This window comes from Micromonospora sp. NPDC005324, assembly GCF_040607155.1.
Lineage (GTDB): Bacteria > Actinomycetota > Actinomycetes > Mycobacteriales > Micromonosporaceae > Micromonospora > Micromonospora trifolii.
In genome coordinates this window covers 52,917-69,401 of record NZ_JBEXGE010000001.1, presented here as the reverse complement: position 1 = coordinate 69,401, position 16,485 = coordinate 52,917, and the positions used below count along the sequence as shown (strand labels likewise).

The 16,485-nt window shown below is 72.7% G+C and carries 14 protein-coding genes and 1 pseudogene; 6 read left to right on the top strand and 9 right to left on the bottom strand.

Going from position 1 to position 16,485, the window contains the following annotated elements; translation table 11 throughout:
- The first annotated feature begins 11 nt into the window (after nt 1–11).
- The 3 genes from ABZS40_RS00375 (at nt 12) to ABZS40_RS00365 (ending at nt 3,748) form a co-directional block, all read left to right on the top strand.
- Nucleotides 12–2,021 carry a biotin carboxylase N-terminal domain-containing protein gene (locus ABZS40_RS00375; RefSeq protein WP_354940024.1) on the top strand — a complete coding sequence of 670 codons (2,010 nt, stop codon included), beginning with the start codon at nt 12–14 and terminating at the stop codon, nt 2,019–2,021.
- A complete protein-coding gene (locus ABZS40_RS00370; protein ID WP_354940021.1) occupies nt 2,018–3,208 on the top strand; it encodes an acyl-CoA dehydrogenase in 1,191 nt (396 codons plus the stop codon). Before ABZS40_RS00375 ends, ABZS40_RS00370 begins: the two co-directional genes overlap by 4 nt.
- Nucleotides 3,209–3,313: 105 nt before the next feature.
- The gene (locus tag ABZS40_RS00365) at nt 3,314–3,748 is read left to right on the top strand and encodes a DUF3592 domain-containing protein (protein WP_354940018.1); all 435 of its coding nucleotides are present in this window, start codon (nt 3,314–3,316) and stop codon (nt 3,746–3,748) included.
- Between the two features lie 23 nt (nt 3,749–3,771).
- On the opposite strand, the gene ABZS40_RS00360 is transcribed toward ABZS40_RS00365, so the two are convergent.
- Both ABZS40_RS00360 and ABZS40_RS00355 read right to left on the bottom strand, forming a co-directional pair.
- Nucleotides 3,772–4,980, bottom strand: coding sequence for a hypothetical protein (locus ABZS40_RS00360; protein ID WP_354940016.1), 1,209 nt, complete (start codon nt 4,978–4,980; stop codon nt 3,772–3,774).
- Nucleotides 4,977–5,918, bottom strand: a complete 942-nt coding sequence (locus ABZS40_RS00355; RefSeq protein WP_354940013.1) for a transporter substrate-binding domain-containing protein — start codon at nt 5,916–5,918, stop codon at nt 4,977–4,979. Before ABZS40_RS00355 ends, ABZS40_RS00360 begins: the two co-directional genes overlap by 4 nt.
- A 177-nt stretch (nt 5,919–6,095) precedes the next feature.
- Between ABZS40_RS00355 and ABZS40_RS00350 the strand changes: the two genes are divergently transcribed.
- On the top strand, nt 6,096–6,428 hold the full coding sequence (locus ABZS40_RS00350) for a hypothetical protein (RefSeq protein WP_354940010.1): 333 nt from the start codon (nt 6,096–6,098) through the stop codon (nt 6,426–6,428).
- Here the strand turns inward: ABZS40_RS00350 and ABZS40_RS00345 are convergent.
- The 7 genes from ABZS40_RS00345 to ABZS40_RS00315 form a co-directional block, all read right to left on the bottom strand.
- Nucleotides 6,415–7,911 (bottom strand): serine/threonine-protein kinase, encoded by a 1,497-nt coding sequence (locus ABZS40_RS00345; protein WP_354940009.1) that lies wholly within the window; start codon nt 7,909–7,911, stop codon nt 6,415–6,417. The genes ABZS40_RS00350 and ABZS40_RS00345 overlap by 14 nt on opposite strands.
- 30 nt (nt 7,912–7,941) lie before the next feature.
- Entirely contained in the window at nt 7,942–8,445 is a 504-nt protein-coding gene (locus ABZS40_RS00340) for a hypothetical protein (protein ID WP_354940006.1), read from the bottom strand.
- A gap of 112 nt (nt 8,446–8,557) precedes the next feature.
- On the bottom strand, nt 8,558–12,205 hold the full coding sequence (locus ABZS40_RS00335) for an adenylate/guanylate cyclase domain-containing protein (protein ID WP_354940003.1): 3,648 nt from the start codon (nt 12,203–12,205) through the stop codon (nt 8,558–8,560).
- Nucleotides 12,202–13,038 carry an MBL fold metallo-hydrolase gene (locus ABZS40_RS00330; RefSeq protein WP_354940000.1) on the bottom strand — a complete coding sequence of 279 codons (837 nt, stop codon included), beginning with the start codon at nt 13,036–13,038 and terminating at the stop codon, nt 12,202–12,204. Before ABZS40_RS00330 ends, ABZS40_RS00335 begins: the two co-directional genes overlap by 4 nt.
- Before the next feature lie 123 nt (nt 13,039–13,161).
- The gene (locus tag ABZS40_RS00325) at nt 13,162–13,623 is read right to left on the bottom strand and encodes a RidA family protein (RefSeq protein ID WP_145789716.1); all 462 of its coding nucleotides are present in this window, start codon (nt 13,621–13,623) and stop codon (nt 13,162–13,164) included.
- Nucleotides 13,620–13,775: a DUF4177 domain-containing protein gene (locus tag ABZS40_RS00320; RefSeq protein WP_007466198.1), complete on the bottom strand. Its 156-nt coding sequence runs from the start codon at nt 13,773–13,775 to the stop codon at nt 13,620–13,622. The genes ABZS40_RS00325 and ABZS40_RS00320 overlap by 4 nt, the downstream gene beginning before the upstream one ends.
- A 44-nt stretch (nt 13,776–13,819) precedes the next feature.
- Nucleotides 13,820–14,302, bottom strand: coding sequence for a hypothetical protein (locus tag ABZS40_RS00315; RefSeq protein WP_354939996.1), 483 nt, complete (start codon nt 14,300–14,302; stop codon nt 13,820–13,822).
- Nucleotides 14,303–14,904: 602 nt separating this feature from the next.
- Between ABZS40_RS00315 and ABZS40_RS00310 the strand changes: the two are divergent.
- Both ABZS40_RS00310 and ABZS40_RS00305 read left to right on the top strand, forming a co-directional pair.
- Nucleotides 14,905–15,474, top strand: a pseudogene (locus ABZS40_RS00310) (hypothetical protein); the annotation flags it as partial.
- 26 nt (nt 15,475–15,500) lie between these two features.
- Nucleotides 15,501–16,478, top strand: a complete 978-nt coding sequence (locus ABZS40_RS00305) for an ArsA-related P-loop ATPase (protein ID WP_354939993.1) — start codon at nt 15,501–15,503, stop codon at nt 16,476–16,478.
- The last annotated feature ends 7 nt before the right edge of the window (nt 16,479–16,485 follow it).

Genomic DNA, 16,485 nt, shown 5'->3' with positions numbered 1-16,485 from the left:
CTCAGGGGACCATGATCAACAGACTGCTCGTGGCCAACCGCGGCGAGATCGCCCGTCGGGTCTTCGCCACCTGTCGAGCGCTCGGCGTGCAGACCGTCGCCGTGCACTCGGACGCGGACGCCGACGCGCCGTTCGTGGCCGAGGCCGACCAGGCCGTACGCCTGCCGGGGAGTTCGCCGACCGAGACGTACCTGCGGGTCGATCTGATCCTCGACGCGGCCCGTCGCAGCGGCGCGGACGCCGTCCACCCCGGCTACGGGTTCCTCGCCGAGAACGCCGAGTTCGCGGCGGCGGTGACCGACGCCGGTCTGACCTGGGTCGGGCCGCCGGCCAATGTGATCGCCGCGATGGGCGACAAGCTGGCGGCGAAGGCGTTGCTCGCCGAGGCGGGCGTGCCGATGCTGCCGAGCTGGACCGACACCGACGAGATCGCGGACTTCCCGGTGCTGGTGAAGGCGTCCGCCGGCGGTGGCGGCCGGGGTATGCGGATCGTCCGGGCCGCCGAGGAACTGGCCGAGGCCGTGGCCTCCGCGCGCCGCGAGGCGGCTGCCGCGTTCGGCGACGGCACGGTCTTCATCGAGCGGTACGTCGAGCGCGGCCGGCACGTCGAGGTGCAGATCTTCGGTGACACCCACGGCACCGTGCAGGTGCTCGGCGTCCGGGAGTGCTCGATCCAGCGCCGACACCAGAAGATCATCGAGGAGGCTCCGGGTGATCTCCCGCCGGGGCTGCATGATCGGCTGCACGAGACGGCAATGGCTGCTGGGCGGGCGGTCGACTACGTGGGGGCCGGCACTGTCGAGTTCCTGCTGGCACCGACCGGCGAGTTCTTCTTTCTGGAGATGAACACCCGACTCCAGGTGGAGCACCCCGTCACCGAGTTGGTCACGCCGGCCGGGCTGGACCTGGTCCGGATGCAGCTGCTGGTGGCCGAGGGCGCACCGCTGCCCGCACATCACCACTACCCGGCCACACGCGGCTACGCGATCGAGGTACGGCTGTGCGCCGAGGAGCCGGCGCAGGGCTGGCGGCCCGCAACGGGCACCCTGCACCGCTTCGACGTGCCGGGGGTGGACCGCGAGTTCGGCTGGATCCAACGGGCGGGCCTGCGGCTCGACTCCGGCGTGGTGGCGGGCTCGGTGGTGGGAGTGCACTACGACTCGCTGCTCGCGAAGCTGATCGCCGTGGCACCGACCCGGGCCGAGGCGGCTCGGGCCCTGGCAGGTGCCCTGGCTCGGGCCGAGGTGCACGGGGTGGCCACCAACCGTGATCTGCTGGTCCGGGTGCTGCGCAGCCCGGAGTTCGCGGCGGCGGAGATCGACACCGGTTTCCTGGACCGGCACCCGGAGGTCTTCGCCCCGCTGCTCCCCGCCGACCAACTGCCGATCACCGCCCTCGCCGCCGCGCTGGCGGGCGCCGCCCAGCGCCGAGCGACCGCACCGGTGCTGGGTGGGCTTCCCTCGGGTTGGCGCAACGTGCCAGCAATCCCGCAGGTCACCCGGTTCACCGGGCCGGACGGCGACGAGATCGAGATCCGCTACCGCCTGGACCGGACCGGCGGGCTCGCCGACTGGTCCAGCGCGTCACCGGCCGAGGACTCCGCCGAGCGGCCGACGGCACCTGCCGTGGCGCTTGTCGAGGCCACCCCGGATCGGGTGGTGCTCGACGTCGACGGGGTTCGGCGCGGGTACCGCGTACACCGGGTGGGGTCGGCTGTCTTCGTGGACGGCCCGGACGGGGCGGCGAGCCTGGCCGAGCTGCCGCGTCTCCCGCTGCCCACAGCGGCGGTGGCGGCCGGGTCGCTGCTTGCGCCGCTGCCCGGCGTGGTGACCCGGGTGCACGTCGAGGTCGGCCAGCGGGTCGCGGCCGGCGAACCGCTGCTCACGCTGGAAGCGATGAAGCTGGAACATCCCGTGCTCGCCCCGATCGACGGCGTGGTCGCCGAGCTGCCGGTGCCGACCGGCGGTCAGGTGCAGACGGGCGCCGTGTTGGCAGTTGTCGACGAAAAGGATCCCCGATGACCTTCGACCTCACCCCCGAGCAGGACCAGCTGCGCGACGCCGTGCGGGCGCTCGGCCGCCGCTACGGTCACTCCTACTTCGTAGCGAAAGCCAAATCGGAGGAGCACACCACCGAACTCTGGGCGGAGGCCGGACGGCTCGGCTACCTGGGGGTCAACATCCCCACCGAGTACGGCGGCGGGGGCGGCGGCATCACCGAGCTGGCCATCGTCTGCGAGGAGTTGGCGGCGGCGGGTTGCCCGTTGCTGCTGCTGGTGGTCTCCCCCGCCATCGCGGCGACAGTGCTGAGTCGGCACGGCACCGAGGAGCAGCGCAAGCGGCACCTGCCGGGCCTCGCCGACGGCTCCCAGAAGATCGTCTTCGCGATCACCGAGCCGGAGGCCGGTTCCAACTTCCACCGGCTCGGCACCGTGGCTCGCCGCGACGGCGACGGCTGGCTGCTCAACGGCCGCAAGTGCTACATCTCCGGCGTCGACGAGGCCGGTCACGTGCTGGTGGTGGCCCGTGTCGCCGTCGATGACGGCCCAGCCGGTTCAGCGGATGCGTCTCCGCAGAAGCTCAAGCCGGCACTGTTCCTGGTGCCGACCGACGCGGCCGGGTTGACCAGGTCCAAGCTGGACCTGGAGATCGTGTCCCCGGAGAACCAGTTCCTGCTCTACCTGGACGACGTGCGGGTGCCAGCCGACGCGCTGCTCGGTGAGTCGCTGGACGCCGGGCTGCCGGCCCTCTTCGCCGGGCTCAACCCGGAGCGGATCACGGTGGCCGCGATGGGTGCTGGCACCGGCCGGTACGCCATCGAGCGGGCGAGTGAGTACACCGCCACCCGCAAGGTCTGGGGTGGTCGGAGCATCGGCTCACATCAGGGGGTGTCGCACCCGCTGGCGCACGCGGCGGTGCAGGTGGAGCTGGCCCGCCTCATGATCCAGAAGGCGGCCACCCTGTACGACGCCGGCCGCGACCTGGAGGCCGGGGTGGCGGGCAACATGGCCAAGTACGCGGCCGGGGAGGCCGCCGCGCTCGCCGTGGACACCGCCGTGCAGGCGCTCGGTGGCGCCGGCATGACCACCGAGTACGGGGTGGCGACCCTGCTCGGCGCGGTCCGGGCCGGCCGGATCGCCCCGGTCAGCCGCGAGATGATCCTCAACTTCGTGGCCCAGCACGTCCTCGGCCAGGACAAGTCGTACTGACGCGCTCGCCCCGTCTGCCGGCCGCCCGCCTGGGGCAAGATCGACGGTTCTCGCCGCGATTCGTATCGTGTTTACCGGCTCGCCCCGCCGGACATGGAGAGCGGCATGGATCTGCTGCGAACCCGTCGCCCGCCGGCACTGTTCGCCGGGCTCGGCCTCGTCGTCGTCATCGGCTTAGCCATCGCCGCCTGGACGGTGTGGAGTAACGACCAGGCACTACAGGATCGGGGGGTGGAGGCCACCGCCCAGGTCGTCAAGGTCAACAAGGGCCGCATCCACGTCGAGTTCGAGACCCCGGACGGGCAGCGGGCGCAGACGCTTGTCGGTCAGGGCGACGAGCCACCGGGTGCTGCTCCGGCGGTGGGCGACGAGATCCCGATCGTCTACGACCCGCAGGACCCGGAGGCGGAGGTGGCCGACCGCCGCGCTCCGCAGAACCACCGCGTGGCCTACCTGCTCGCCGGGGTCGCGGCCTTCGGCGCGGTCAGCGTGCCGGTGGCCACCGTCGCGCTCGTGCGGGCCAACCGCCGGGCACGGTAGCCGCTGCTCTCTTCAGACAGGCGTCAGGCTGGGGTACGGCAGGCGGCGTCGACGCGGTGGACCGGGCGGACCCGACGACCCATGCCCTCCAACAGCGAATCCTCGACGTGGAAGTCGTGAATGCGCAGTTGGTGGCGGGGCAACTCCTCCTCGCCCGGGCAGAGCACCTGGGCGCGGACCAGACCGACCGGAACGTACCGGACGCCGCCCCGCTCCTGAAGGATCACCATGTTGACGTCGTCGGTGGTGACCACGTGCCCGCGTACGTCCTCGGTGGGCCCACTCTCCGGGCCCACTGTGGTGACTGTCAGCGGCAACACCGGTGTGGTGATCACCGGCACCGCGGCCCAGATCAGGGTGGCCAGCACAGCCACCTCGGTCACGGACGCCAGCGGTCGGATCACCATGCCCGGCAGCGGCCCCGCGATGAACAGGGCCAGCAGCGGAGGCACCACGATGAGCGCCAGCACCAGCCACTCGTCGCCCTGCCGCATGGCGTCGCGCATCGTGGGCAGCATCAGCCAGCCGTACCCGGCGAGCAGCGCGCCGATCAGCAGCAGCCGAGGCACCACCCGCTCGTGCAGCCGCCCCGGGCGCAGTTGGAACGCGGCCACGAACGCCGGCAACAGCAGCGGAAGGTAGAGCAACGGCCAGGTGATCAAGGCGAGCAGGAAGCTGGCCAGCACCACCCAGGCCGGGGTGATGTCGGCCCAGCGGGCGAAGAGCGGGCGGCGACGGGTGCCCGGCGGAAGTCGATCCGCGCTCACGGCCAGCACCGCGCCGAGCGCGAAGACCGCGACCAGCCCGGTGGAGAGCAGCCGGGCCGCCGTGGTCAGGAAACCGGCGAGCAGGTTGACCGGCCCGACGTTGGCCACCAGCAGCAGAGTGGTCTGGAGCTCCCCGCCGGCCTCCACACCGAGGCGGAGCACCGAGAAGATCGCCGGTACGCCCACCACTGCCGTCCAGAACGACTGGCTGGCGCGGGCGCGCCGCTCCGCCGGATCCCAACGGACCCGCCCGGGCTCGACCGCGGCGACGACCGGCTCGGCCGGTTCGGCGACCGGCACGGCGGCCGGCCAGACACCCTCACCCTCCGCGCCGCCCGATGGACGATCGACGGCCGGCGACGCTGCGGCCGTACCGTCGATTGTCGACGCGGCGCCGCCGGGCACCGACGTGCGGGGCGGCGGGACCGGCCCGTCGCCGCCGGTGGCGGTCGGCGCCGCGCTCACTTCGCGGGCGCCTTGTCGTCGAAGTCGACAAGCTTCGGCACCTCCAGCGGCTGCGGCTGGCGCTTCTCGGCCTTCAGCCAGGGGCCCAGGGTCCGGTTGTACGCGGTCTGCCAGGGGGTCGCCTGATCGTCGCGCCCCTGCTGGTAGCTCTTCTGCAGGAAGAACGCGACCAGGTCGCGCAGGGCGGGATCACCGATCGGCACGCCGATGCCCAGCAACTCGCTGGTGCCGAAGGGCATGTCGACGATCTCGAACTCCTTCGGGTGGCGCGCCAGGAAACCGGCGAGGATCGTCTCGTCGGAGCTGACCGCGTCGTAGCGGCCCGTTCGGATGCCGGCGACGCAGTCCCCGACGGTCTTCACGACCAGCGCCTTGACCTGGTGGCTCCCCAGCTCCGCCTCGGAGGTGGAGCCGCCGCTCGTGCAGATCTTGAAGTCCGGGTTACGGAGGTCCTCAATCGTGCTGATCCTGCCTTTCAACCGGGCCGGCACCATCACCTCCTGGGTGGTGACGAAGTACGGCCCCGCGAAGCTCACCACCTTCTTGCGCTCCTCGGTGATGGAGAAGCTGGACACCACGAGGTCGACCGTCCCGCCCTGTAGCGCGGGGATCCGTTCCTCGGTGGCCACCGGTACGAACTCCAGCCGCTGATCCCCCTCGTAGCCAAGGGAGGCCGCGATGTACCGGGCGATCTCGACATCGAAGCCGACCGGCTTGCCGTTGCGCAGCTCGCTCATCAACGGCTCGTTGGTGGCGACGCCGACCCGCAGTTTCGACTGACCGTAGATGTGTGTCTCACGCATCTTCTCCTGCACGGAAGGCAGCTCCGGTTCCTTCCGGCTGTCGCAACCGGCCGCGGCGGCGAGCACGAGAGTGAGAGCGACCGCCAGCGTCGACGCGATCGAGCGGAGCCGGGACTGCGAACTGCCTGAGTTCATGGGCGACCTCGCTGCCGGAAGAGCCTGCGGAACACCGAGAGTAGCCGTTCCTGTCGAATCCGTGTGGGTGCGGTGAACCATGTCGAGTGGGCCGCTCGGATCGACGTCGATCGGCGCGGCGGTCGGCTCTGCGGTTGACAGCCGGTCTCGTCACGACATGCTGGACGGGTGAGTCGATTGTCCAGACCCGATGCGCGCACGGTCGCGGTGCTCGCGGCGCTGGGAGCCCTCGCGCCGCTGGTCATGCTGGTCGTGTGGCGCCGACAGGACCTCCTCGGCGTGGTTCTCGCGCTACTTTGCGTGCTCATGACAATGATCGCCGGGGTAGCGGTCTCCGCTGCCCGTCAGGTCGACGATCCAGAGCCGGCGGACCGGTCGGCTGCCGTCGGGCCGCCCGAGCTGTTGCCGTACGGGATCGACGCGGACACCCTCGACGCCCTGGACCCCCGGGACGCGTTGCGTGCGGTGCGTGACCGCCGACGCGGGCCGAACGGGCTCAGCGGCCGGTGAGCGTGGGTGCGGAGAGCGCGTCCACGCCGCGCCCCGCCAGACACCGGTAGGTCCGGTCGATGCTGCCGTCGACCGGCGGTAGCACCTCCAGGTGCCATCCGGTCGCCTCGGCGATCCCGGTGGTCAACCGGAACGTCGTGGCGCTGCACACCTGACGCACCGGCTCAGCGGCGGCCACCTCGTCGTAGTCGGCCCCGACCAGCGACACCGGCAGGATGCCCTCGGCGTACGTCTCCCAGGTGTGTCGGCCGGCGCAGGACAGCCGGGCCGCCTCGGCGCGGCTGCCACGGATCCGCATCGGGCCGAAACACTCCAGCTCGGGCAGACACCGGGCACCCTCGGGCAGGGCGGTGGGCGCACCGGTGCCGGTAGCGCAGCCGGGCAACGGCCCGGTCGCCGGTGCGGCGATCTGGGTGGCCGACGGGTACGGGGCGGGTGGTGGCGCCCGGTCGGCGACCCAGGCCCCCGCGGTCGCGGAGGCGGCGAGCGCGAGCACCCCGGCGCCGCCGAAGAGCCAGCGCCGCCAACGCCGACCGGCGGGGACTGCTCCCTGCGTGTCCTCGATGGCCGATCGGGGCACCGGCTGGCTGGCCGCGTACGGGCCGGAGAGCGTCCCTGCACCGCTGACCGGAGCGCCGCTGACCGGTGTCGCCGGCGAGCCGAGGGGCAGGTTGGTGAGCAGGTCGTGCAACTCCAGGGCGGAGGGGCGCTCGCCCGGATCGTTGGCCATGCCGACGCGCAGCACGTCGATCAGCTCGTCCGGCACCCCGGGTAGGGCGGGGAGCGGCTGGTTGAACATCTCCAGCACTGTGACCAGGCTCGGGTTGCGCTCGGACTGCCAGCGCGGCGGCCGGCCGTGCATCACCGCGTAGAGCGTGGCGCAGAGCGCGTACACGTCGACGGCCGGCGACGGCGGGCTGTGGCTGAACATCTCCGGCGGCGCGTACGCCGGGGTGAGCACCTCCAGGGTGACCGAGGCGTCCCGGTGCTCGGCGAGGACGGCGAGCCCGAAGTCGGCGAGCACCGCCGAGTTGAAGGGCGAGTAGAGGATGTTGGCCGGTTTCACGTCCCGGTGCAGCACCCCGGCGGCGTGCGAGTGGGCCAGCGCGTCCGCGATCTTGATGCCGAGGTCGCGGGCCTCCACCGGGCCGAGCGGCGAGGTGCGCATCCGTTCGGCGTACGAGCCGTCACAGAGCTCCATGATCAGGTAGGGGTGCTGATCGATGGTGACCCCCACGTCGAAGAGGTCCACCACGTGCGGGTGGGACGACATCCGGCCGGCCGCCCGCGCCTCGCGCAGGAACCGGGCCTGATCCCGCTCGCTGTCCAGCGTCCGGTTCTCCACCTTGACGGCGACCTCGCGACCCACGGAGATCTGGGTGGCCTGGTAGACGGTCGCGTATCCGCCCCGGGCAAAGACCCGCAAATCGGTCAGGCCGGGCACGATCGGCACTGGCAGGCCGCCGGTCGGGGTGTCGGTCACCGCTCGAAAATACCCAACCCGACCGATGGCTCAGCGCACCGCGTCCGCCGGAGCCGCACCGGCGGGACCGGTACCCTCCTCGGCGACCGCAGTCGTCCCGGCACCCTCGGACGATCCGACCCCGCCGGCCGGGATGCCCCGGCGGGCGTCCAGACGCAGACCGATGGCGGTGGCCACAGCGCCCAGCCCCTCCCACGCCGCCACCCCGAAGAACCGGTCGGGAGCGATGTCGGCCAGCACCGCGATGGTGAACACGGTGAACGTGACCAGTCGGAAGACCACTGTGAACCGGTAGAACGCCCGCCACTCGGTCACGGTGGCGAGCAGGTAGTAGACGCCCATGTTGAAGGCCGCCATCGACGACGCCAGCAGGAACGTCCCGGTGTGGTCGCCGACGGCTCGCGTCGCCGGCACCTCGAACCCGAGCATGCGTAGCTGCGCCTCCGGCCAGAGCAGCCCAACCGCGCCCATCACCAGCGCCAACACGCCGAAGACCGCGATGGTCCAGCCCGCGATGGATCGCGGCAGCTTCATGAAGGGCCTCCCCAGGCACGGCGACGGTCACCATTGTGGACCCGTACGCGGTGGTGACACGCTAGCCGCTCACCCCGACCACCACATCCCCAGAACCGGCAGAACCTGGAGGTTAGACCAGGGCGGTCAGGCGGGTGTGGAGGGCGTCGGCTGCGGCGCGTTCGCTGCGCTGCTCGGTGGCGTACGCCAGGCGGACCGCCTCCTGCGCACAGGACAGCGCCTCCGCCGGGCGACCGCAGGCGGCCAACGCCTCGGCCAGCACACTCGCCGCGATCACCTGACTGCGCACGTCCTCGGCCGGTGCGGTGACCGCCCGGCGGGCCCAGTCCAACGCCTGCTCCCGCTGACCGTGCGCGAGCAGCGCCGCAGCGTACTGGGCCATCGTCTGGCGGCGGGAGAAGAGCAGCGAGGGTGCGTTCGCGGCGGCCGTGGCCACCGGGGCGAGGAGCCCGACGGCTGTCGCCGAGTCGCCGGCGGCGAGACGGGCCGTCGCCAGCAACACCCGGGGCGCCACCTGCGCCGGAGCCTGTGGGTTGTGGGGCTCCACGGCGGTCAGCACCGCGCGGGCCACCCGCTCGGCCGTCTCGCAGTCGCCCATGTCCAACGCGACGAAGCCACGCAGTGTGCCGGCCATCCCGGTGAGCAGCGGATGCGAGGTGCGCTCCGCGTACGCCAGGGCGTCGGTGAGCAGGTCCGCCGCGTGCTCCGGCTCGCCCAACCCGCGCGCCACCACCGCCCTGACCACCAGGGCGAACCCACGCCCCCAGTCGTCGGACGCGGCGGCGAACTCCCGGTACGCCCGCCGGGCCTCCCGGTCCGCCTCGGCCAGGTCACCCAGCTCGGCCGTGGCGAACGCCGCCACCGCGCGCAACGTGCCCACCGCCCACGCCTCACCGACCCGCTCGCCGAACGGCAGGAACACCTGCGCCATCCGACACGCCTCGCGCAGCCGGCCGGCGAGCAGCCGGGCGAACGCCGTGGTGCCGCGCAGCCAGGCCCTCCCGTACGGGTCCTTCAGCTCGGCGAAGAGCCGGGCGGCCCGGCCGAGCACCGCGTCGGTCCCGGCGAAGTCACCCCGGGTGGTGGTCACCCAGGCTAGGTTCTGCAGGGACCACGCCTGCCCGCGTCGGTCCTGCGCACCGAGGCTGACCTGGTACGCGGCCGCCAACCGGCTGCTCGCCTGACTCAGCCGCCCCGCCACGAAGTCGGCCATGCCGAGCCGGCGCATCGCCGTGGCGCGCTGCGTGGGCAGCCGGCCCTCGGTGGCCACCTGCAACGCCTCCTGCCAGGCGGTCACCGCCCGGCCCTGGTCGCCGAGGGTCTCCTGGGCCTGCCCCGCCAACAGCAGGGCGCTGACCCGGGTGACCTCGTCCCCCGCGTTCGCGGCGATCTTCTCGGCGTACGCCAACGCGTCGGAGACCCGGCCGACCTGGAGCAACGCCCGCGCGTGCACCACCCGATCGGTTGCCGGCACCCCGTCGCGGGCCAGTTCGGTGGCGCGCTCGGCGTACTCGACGGCCATTGCCGGCTCACCGGCGGAGAGCGACCGGCGGGCGGCCCGGCCGAGCGCGGCGACGCCGAGCGGAACCACCGCCCGGGCCGGCGCGTCCGGGCGGAGCTTCACCGCGTCGGCGAGCGTGGCGGCCCGCTCGACGTGCGTCGCCACGAAGTCGTCCCGGGCCTCGTCGGTGAACCCGCCCACAGTGCTGGGCGTGGTCTCGTCCGTCGGCGCCGCCCAGCGGGCCAGCGCTGCGTGCCGCTCGGCCAACTCGGCCTTGCTCACCCCGGCGTACGCGGCCTCCCGCATGAGCGGTGTGGCGAACGAGTAGCCGACACGCGAGCGGTGCAGCATGCGGCGTTGCAGCAACTCCTCGACCGCCCGGTCGAGCTCGACCGCGACAACTGCCGACGGCCGGCCGTCGCGACCGCCGCGCTGCTCCCGCATCGCCTCCAACGCGCCGGTCGGCACCGTGTCACCGGTGACCGCGGCGTCGCGCAGCACCGACCGGGCGTCCGGCGGCAACGCGTCGATCCGGGCCGCCAGCACGGCGGCGAGGTCCCGGGAGAGCAGTCGGCTGCCCAACGAACCGGGCACCAACCGCCAGGAGGTCGACCCGCTCTGCTCCCGTTCGCCGGAGCCAGGCCGCTCCGCGGCGGCACCCCGCGCCGAGGCGGTGCCGCGCACCGATTCGGTGGTGAGCGCGCCCCGCTCGATCAGCAGGGTGACCAGCTCGGCCAGGTAGAACGGATTGCCCTGCGCGGTGGCGAGCAACCGGTCGGTGTCGGCCTGCGGCAACTTGCCGCCGCCGAGGTAGGTCGTGAGCAGCCGGGCCGCGTCGGCACCGCGCAGCGGCGGCAGCGAGTGCACCTCGGCGTCCGCGACACGGGTCAGCGCGCCAGCGGTACGCACCAACTCGGGGCGGCCGAGCAGCAGCACCAGCACCGGGCCGGTGAGCCTGGACAGGGTCAAACCGAGGGCACTGATCGTCTCGGCGGTGGCATCGTGCAGGTCGTCCACCACGATCACCAGCGGCGCCTCCGAGGCGAGACCGCTGAGCAGGTCGGCGACCGCGTTCGGAACCACCTCGGCGTCCGCGGCCGGAGTGCCCGATCCGCCCCACTCGCCGCTGTCGGTGCCGCCGTGCACCGGGAGTTCGGCGTAGCCGAGCAGGGCGAGCAGCTGCTCCGTGGCGATCGGCGGTGTCTCCGCACCGGAGCGCGCGAGCCGCTGCCCAAGCCGGCGCAGCCGCTCCTCGACCGCCGGGCGGGTCAGCGCTGTGGACGCGTCGCTGGGCAGGCCGACGGCGGCCCGTACCAGGTCGGCCAGGGGCGCGAGCCGTCGCCGCTCCCCGAACGCGGCACACCGCACCGAGAGCACCCGGGCACCGGTGTGTGCCGCATACCGGCCGGCACCGACGTCGTACCCGGCGGCGAGGCGCTCCACCTCGGCGGCGAACCGGGACTTGCCGATGCCCGCCTCGGCGGTCATCAGCAGCACCCGTGGGTCGCCCTGGTCGATCACCTCGGCGAGGCGCCCGGCGATCCGGCCGATCTCCGTCTCCCGGCCGACGTACGGCGCCTCGTCGCCGAGCCCCGAGCGGGTGCCCGGCGCGTCCAGCAGACCCAGCAGCTCGTACGCCTCGACCGGCTCACGCTTGCCCTTGAGCCGCAGCGGGCGCAGCGCCCGCCAGGAGGCGACGTGCCGGGTGGCCGCGGCGGTGCGTCCACCGGCGTAGACGGCCCCCACAGCTGCGGCGTCGGAGAACCGCGCGGCGGTGTTCACAGTGTCGCCGATGACCGTGTATTCAATCGCGGCCTGGATGCCCGCGATGACGTCGCCGGTGTTCAGCCCGACCCGCAGCCCGAGCGGCGCGCCGCCGCCCCGCTCGTCGTCGAGCACCCGGCGGACGGCCCGTTGCATGGACAGGGCGGCCCGGACGGCGCGTTCGGCGTCGTCCTCGTGCGCCACCGGGGCGCCGAAGACCGCCATGATGCCGTCACCGGTCAGCTTGTCGACGTGCCCGCCGAACGTCTTCACCGCGCCGGCGAGGGCGGCGAGCACCCGGTCGGTGACCGCGCCGACGCGTTCCGGGTCGAGGTCCTCCGACCAGGAGGTGAACTCGGAGAGGTCACCGAAGAGCACTGTGACCACCCGGCGCTCGGCCGCCGGCAACGTGGCGGCGGCCGGCAGCGCGGCGCCACAGTTGTGGCAGAACCGCGCGCCGGGAACGGCAACGGTTCCACACACGGGGCAGGTCACATGTGCTCCAACCCACTGACCCCGGGCGCGGATTCCCCGGTGTCGACGCCCAGATACTCCAACTGGGCCCGGACCGACCATTCGGCCGCCCACCAGAGCGAGCGGTCCACGTCCGCGTAGACCGCCGCCACCACGTCCGCGGGGGTGTGGGCGCCGGCGGCGACCGCCGCCCGGACCTGGTCGAGCCGGGCCCGGCGGTGGGCGAGGTAGAAGTCGGCAGCGGCGGCGCAGTCGGCCAGCGCCGGGCCGTGTCCGGGCAGCGCCGGGATCCCCCGGTACGCGGACAGCAACTCCAGGCTGCCCAGGTAGTCACCGAGGTGCCCGTCGGGGTGGGCGACCACTGTGGTGCCCCGGCCGAGGATGGTGTCACCGGTGAGCACCACCCGCTCGTCGTCGTGTTCGACCAGGAAGCAGACCGAATCGGCGGTGTGCCCCGGAGTCTCCAGCAGACTGACCGTCAGACCGAAGCCGCCGAAGTGCTCGCCCGGCTCGGTCAGCGGCTCGCCGCCGATGGTGTGCGCCGCGTCGACGGCGAGCACGTGCACGCCGCCGAGCAGCTCACTCAGCCGGGCCGCGCCCTCGGTGTGGTCGGGATGGCCGTGGGTGATCAGGATCAGTCCGACCGGGCCGTGCTCGGCGATCCGGGTCAGGTGCCCCTCGTCGGCCGGCCCCGGGTCGACGACGATGCCGGACTCTGCCGCTGGAGCGCGCAGCACCCAGGTGTTGGTGCCGTCGAGGGTCATCGGCCCCGGGTTCGGCGCACGCAGCAGTGAGACCCAGCGGGGCAGTTCGTCGGCAAGCGCCGCCACCGCCCCCGTCACGTGCCCGCTCATGGCTGCGATCGTACGACCCCGCCCGCCACACCCCGCGATCTTGCACTTGCGGCCCCTGATTCATCCCCTTTCAGGGCTTTCGTCCGAGCAGAAAGTGCAAGATCGCGGGGCGGAGGGGACGCGTCAGGCGACCTCGACGATCAGCTCGATCTCCACCGGGGCGTCCAGGGGCAACTCGGCCACGCCCACCGCGCTGCGCGCGTGGCGGCCGGCCTCCCCGAAGACGGTGCCGAAGAGGTCGGAGGCACCGTTGATCACGGCGGGCTGACCGGTGAAGCCGGGCGCGGAGGCCACGAACCCGGTCACCTTGACCACCTTGACCACGTTCTCCAGGCCGACCAGCGAGTCGACAGCGGCCAGCGCGTTCAGCGCGCACCGCTGGGCCAGATCCTTCGCCTGCTCGGCGGAGATCCCGGCGCCGACCTTGCCGGTCGCCAGCAACTTGCCCTCGGCCATCGGCAACTGGCCGGAAACGTACACATGCTGCCCGGACTGCACGGCCGGGACGTAGCTGGCCACCGGCGGTACGACCTCGGGCAGTTCGAGACCCAGCTCGGCGAGCTTCGCGTGCGGACCGTTGCTCACGCCTTGGGCCGCTTCAGGTAGGCGACCAGCTGGTCCGGGTTCGGGCCGGGGACCACGGCGACGAGCTCCCACCCGTCCTCGCCCCAGTTGTCGAGGATCTGCTTGGTCGCGTGGACCAGCAGCGGGACCGTGGAGTATTCCCACTTCTGCATCGCTGAAGGGCTCCCTCTCGGTGCGGAATTGTTCGAGGGACAGCCTACGGTCCGCTGGCCGGACGAGGTACGGGACGCTGCTCCGGCGCGGCCGGCAGCTCCCCGCAGCGCCCTTCGTGCTCGTACCCCTGCGGGCAGCGGGACCGGTCGGGCAGCAGCAGGTCACAGAAGACCCGGTGCCGGTTGTTCTGATCGTCGGCGTTGGAGACGGTGGTCTCGCCGGCGTCCAACTCGGGCAGGAAGCCCAGGGACACCGCGACCCGGCCGGCCAGCACTGTCGCCGCCGCCAGATTCGGCACCCGGATCGGCAGGTGGATGACGAAGCCCGGCTCGTCGTCCTCGCGCGTCCGCTCGGCGGGCTGGCTCGGCACCCGGGCTGACTCCGCCTGATCCGGCATCCGGCGGTACGACCGTTCGTTGATCGGCTGGTTGGTGACCTGCCCGCCGGCCTCGACCACGGACCCGGCCCGGCGAGCCCGGTCGTTCGTCGGGAACTGGGTGCGAGGGATGTTGTCCGCGTCGCGCATGCACTGCCTCCGGTCGTACCTCTCGGACCATGCTTCCGGCCCGGACCCATTCGTCCGTTCCGGCCCCCGCACCGGGACGAAAATAGGTCTGTGGCCACGGTCCCGCCAACAGGACGCGCACAAGAGGCTACCAACAGTCACATATGCGACACACCGCAGGTCGGGGGCCTGACACCGAAACCGACGTGGGTACCGCTCACCGGATTGCTGGGTCGCCCGACAGGCAGGGGCGACACCGATGCGGTCATCGACCGCTACCCTTCCGGTCGGACGGTCGCGCTGCGCCCGGCCGCCCGCTCGATCACGCTCGGCGCCAGGGGTGGCGGCGGGCGCCGCACCCCTGGGGGAACGACATGACCCACCCGCCCAGCGGCGACCAGGCCGGCAAACCCGCTCACCCGCCGGCCCACCCGGATCCCGCCGGTCAGCCCGGCGCGCCGGGCATCCCCAGCCAGCCAACCCCCGCTCCACCGCCCGGGCAGCTCGCCCTCCCCGCCTCTTCCGCCCAACCGGCGCTCCCCGCCGCCCCCACCTCACCGGCCTTCCCCGGGCAGCAGACCGGCCCCGGCCAGCCAGCCTTCCCCGGCCAGCCCGCTGGCGCGGGGCAGCCGGAAGGGCCTGGCGGCCCCACCTCGGCCACCGCACCGACGCAGCCGGGCGCCCCGAACCCCTCGTCGATCCCCCCGGCCCCGCCGGCCTACCCGCCGTATCAGGGCGCGGCCGAGCCGAAGAAGAAGCGCGGTCTGCTGATCGCGGCGATCGCCCTGGTCGTGATCATGGTGCTCTGCGTGGGCGGCGGGGTGGTGGCCTTCTTGACCCTGCGCGATACCGAGACCGGCGAGGGCGCCAAGGAGCCGGCGGTCGCCGTCGACGAGTTCCTCACAGCGGTCTACAAGGATCGCGACGCGACCAAGGCGGCCAGTCGCGTCTGCGCCGCCTCCCGCGACGACGAGAAGATCGCCGCGAAGGTGGCCGAGGTGGAGAAGTACGCCTCCACCTACCAGAACCCGCGCTTCCGGTGGACCACCCCGAAGGTGGACAACCAGACCGGGGAACGGGCCACCGTCTCCACCCGGCTCACCATGACCACCGCCGACGAGAAGGTAGCCGACCAGGAGTTGCGCTTCACTGTGGTGCAGAAGACGGGTTGGTGGGTCTGCGAGGTCGCCTGACCGCCCAGCCTGGATAGGCTCGACGGGTGTGTGCAGCTGAGCGTCCGATCGATCCGGCCGGTGCCGGATGGCCCGCCCGTCTCCACGTGGTGACCGGCAAGGGCGGCACCGGTAAGACCAGCGTGGCCGCGGCGCTGGCCCTCGCGCTCGCCGCTGGTGGCCGGCGCACCCTGCTGGTCGAGGTCGAGGGGCGGCAGGGCATCGCCCAGCTGTTCGGCATCGAACCGCTGCCCTACGAGGAGCGGCACCTCGCCGACGCGTCGGACGGCGGTGAGGTGCGCGCTCTCGCTGTGGACGCCGAGGAGGCGCTGCTCGAGTACCTGGACATGTTCTACAAACTGGGCGCGGCGGGCCGGGCACTACGCAAGCTCGGCGCCATCGACTTCGCCACCACCATCGCGCCCGGCCTGCGGGACGTTCTCCTCACCGGCAAGGTGAAGGAGGCCACCACCCGCACCACCGGGCAGCGGCGCGCGTACGACGCTGTGGTGCTGGACGCCCCGCCGACCGGGCGGATCGGCCGGTTCCTCAACGTGACGGCGGAGACCGCCCGGCTGGCCAAGGTGGGCCCGATCAAGACCCAGAGCGAGGGGGTCGCCGCGTTGCTGCGGTCCCCGATGACATCGGTGCACGTGGTCACGCTGCTGGAGGAGATGCCGATCCAGGAGACGGTCGACGCGATCGCCGACCTGACCGCCCTCGGCTTCGGCGTCGGGAAGGTGCTCGTCAACGGAGTCCGACCCCCGCAGCCCGCAGGGCCTGCGGTCACCGCCGCGGAGTTGAAGCGCGGGCTGGTCGCCGCCGGGCTGCCGGCCGATCGGGACATCGTGGCCGGACTGCACGATGAGGCGCGTGACCAGCTCATCCGCCGCGAACTGGAGGATTCGCTCCGCGCCGACCTGGTGGAGTTGGGGCTGCCGATGATCGAGCTGCCGTTGCTGCCCGACGGGGTGGATCGGGCGGGGCTCGCGACGCTGGCCCAGGCCCTCGTCCGCGCCGAATGACTCACAC

What these genes read in the sequence shown, in the direction of transcription:
- ABZS40_RS00340 (WP_354940006.1), bottom strand. Translation starts at nt 8,445, where the DNA reads ATGAAGCTGCCGCGATCCATCGCGGGCTGGACCATCGCGGTCTTCGGC.
- ABZS40_RS00330 (WP_354940000.1), bottom strand. Translation starts at nt 13,038, where the DNA reads ATGAGCGGGCACGTGACGGGGGCGGTGGCGGCGCTTGCCGACGAACTG.
- ABZS40_RS00315 (WP_354939996.1), bottom strand. Translation starts at nt 14,302, where the DNA reads ATGCGCGACGCGGACAACATCCCTCGCACCCAGTTCCCGACGAACGAC.
- ABZS40_RS00375 (WP_354940024.1), top strand. Translation starts at nt 12, where the DNA reads ATGATCAACAGACTGCTCGTGGCCAACCGCGGCGAGATCGCCCGTCGG.
- ABZS40_RS00370 (WP_354940021.1), top strand. Translation starts at nt 2,018, where the DNA reads ATGACCTTCGACCTCACCCCCGAGCAGGACCAGCTGCGCGACGCCGTG.
- ABZS40_RS00320 (WP_007466198.1), bottom strand. Translation starts at nt 13,775, where the DNA reads ATGCAGAAGTGGGAATACTCCACGGTCCCGCTGCTGGTCCACGCGACC.
- ABZS40_RS00355 (WP_354940013.1), bottom strand. Translation starts at nt 5,918, where the DNA reads ATGAACTCAGGCAGTTCGCAGTCCCGGCTCCGCTCGATCGCGTCGACG.
- ABZS40_RS00365 (WP_354940018.1), top strand. Translation starts at nt 3,314, where the DNA reads ATGGATCTGCTGCGAACCCGTCGCCCGCCGGCACTGTTCGCCGGGCTC.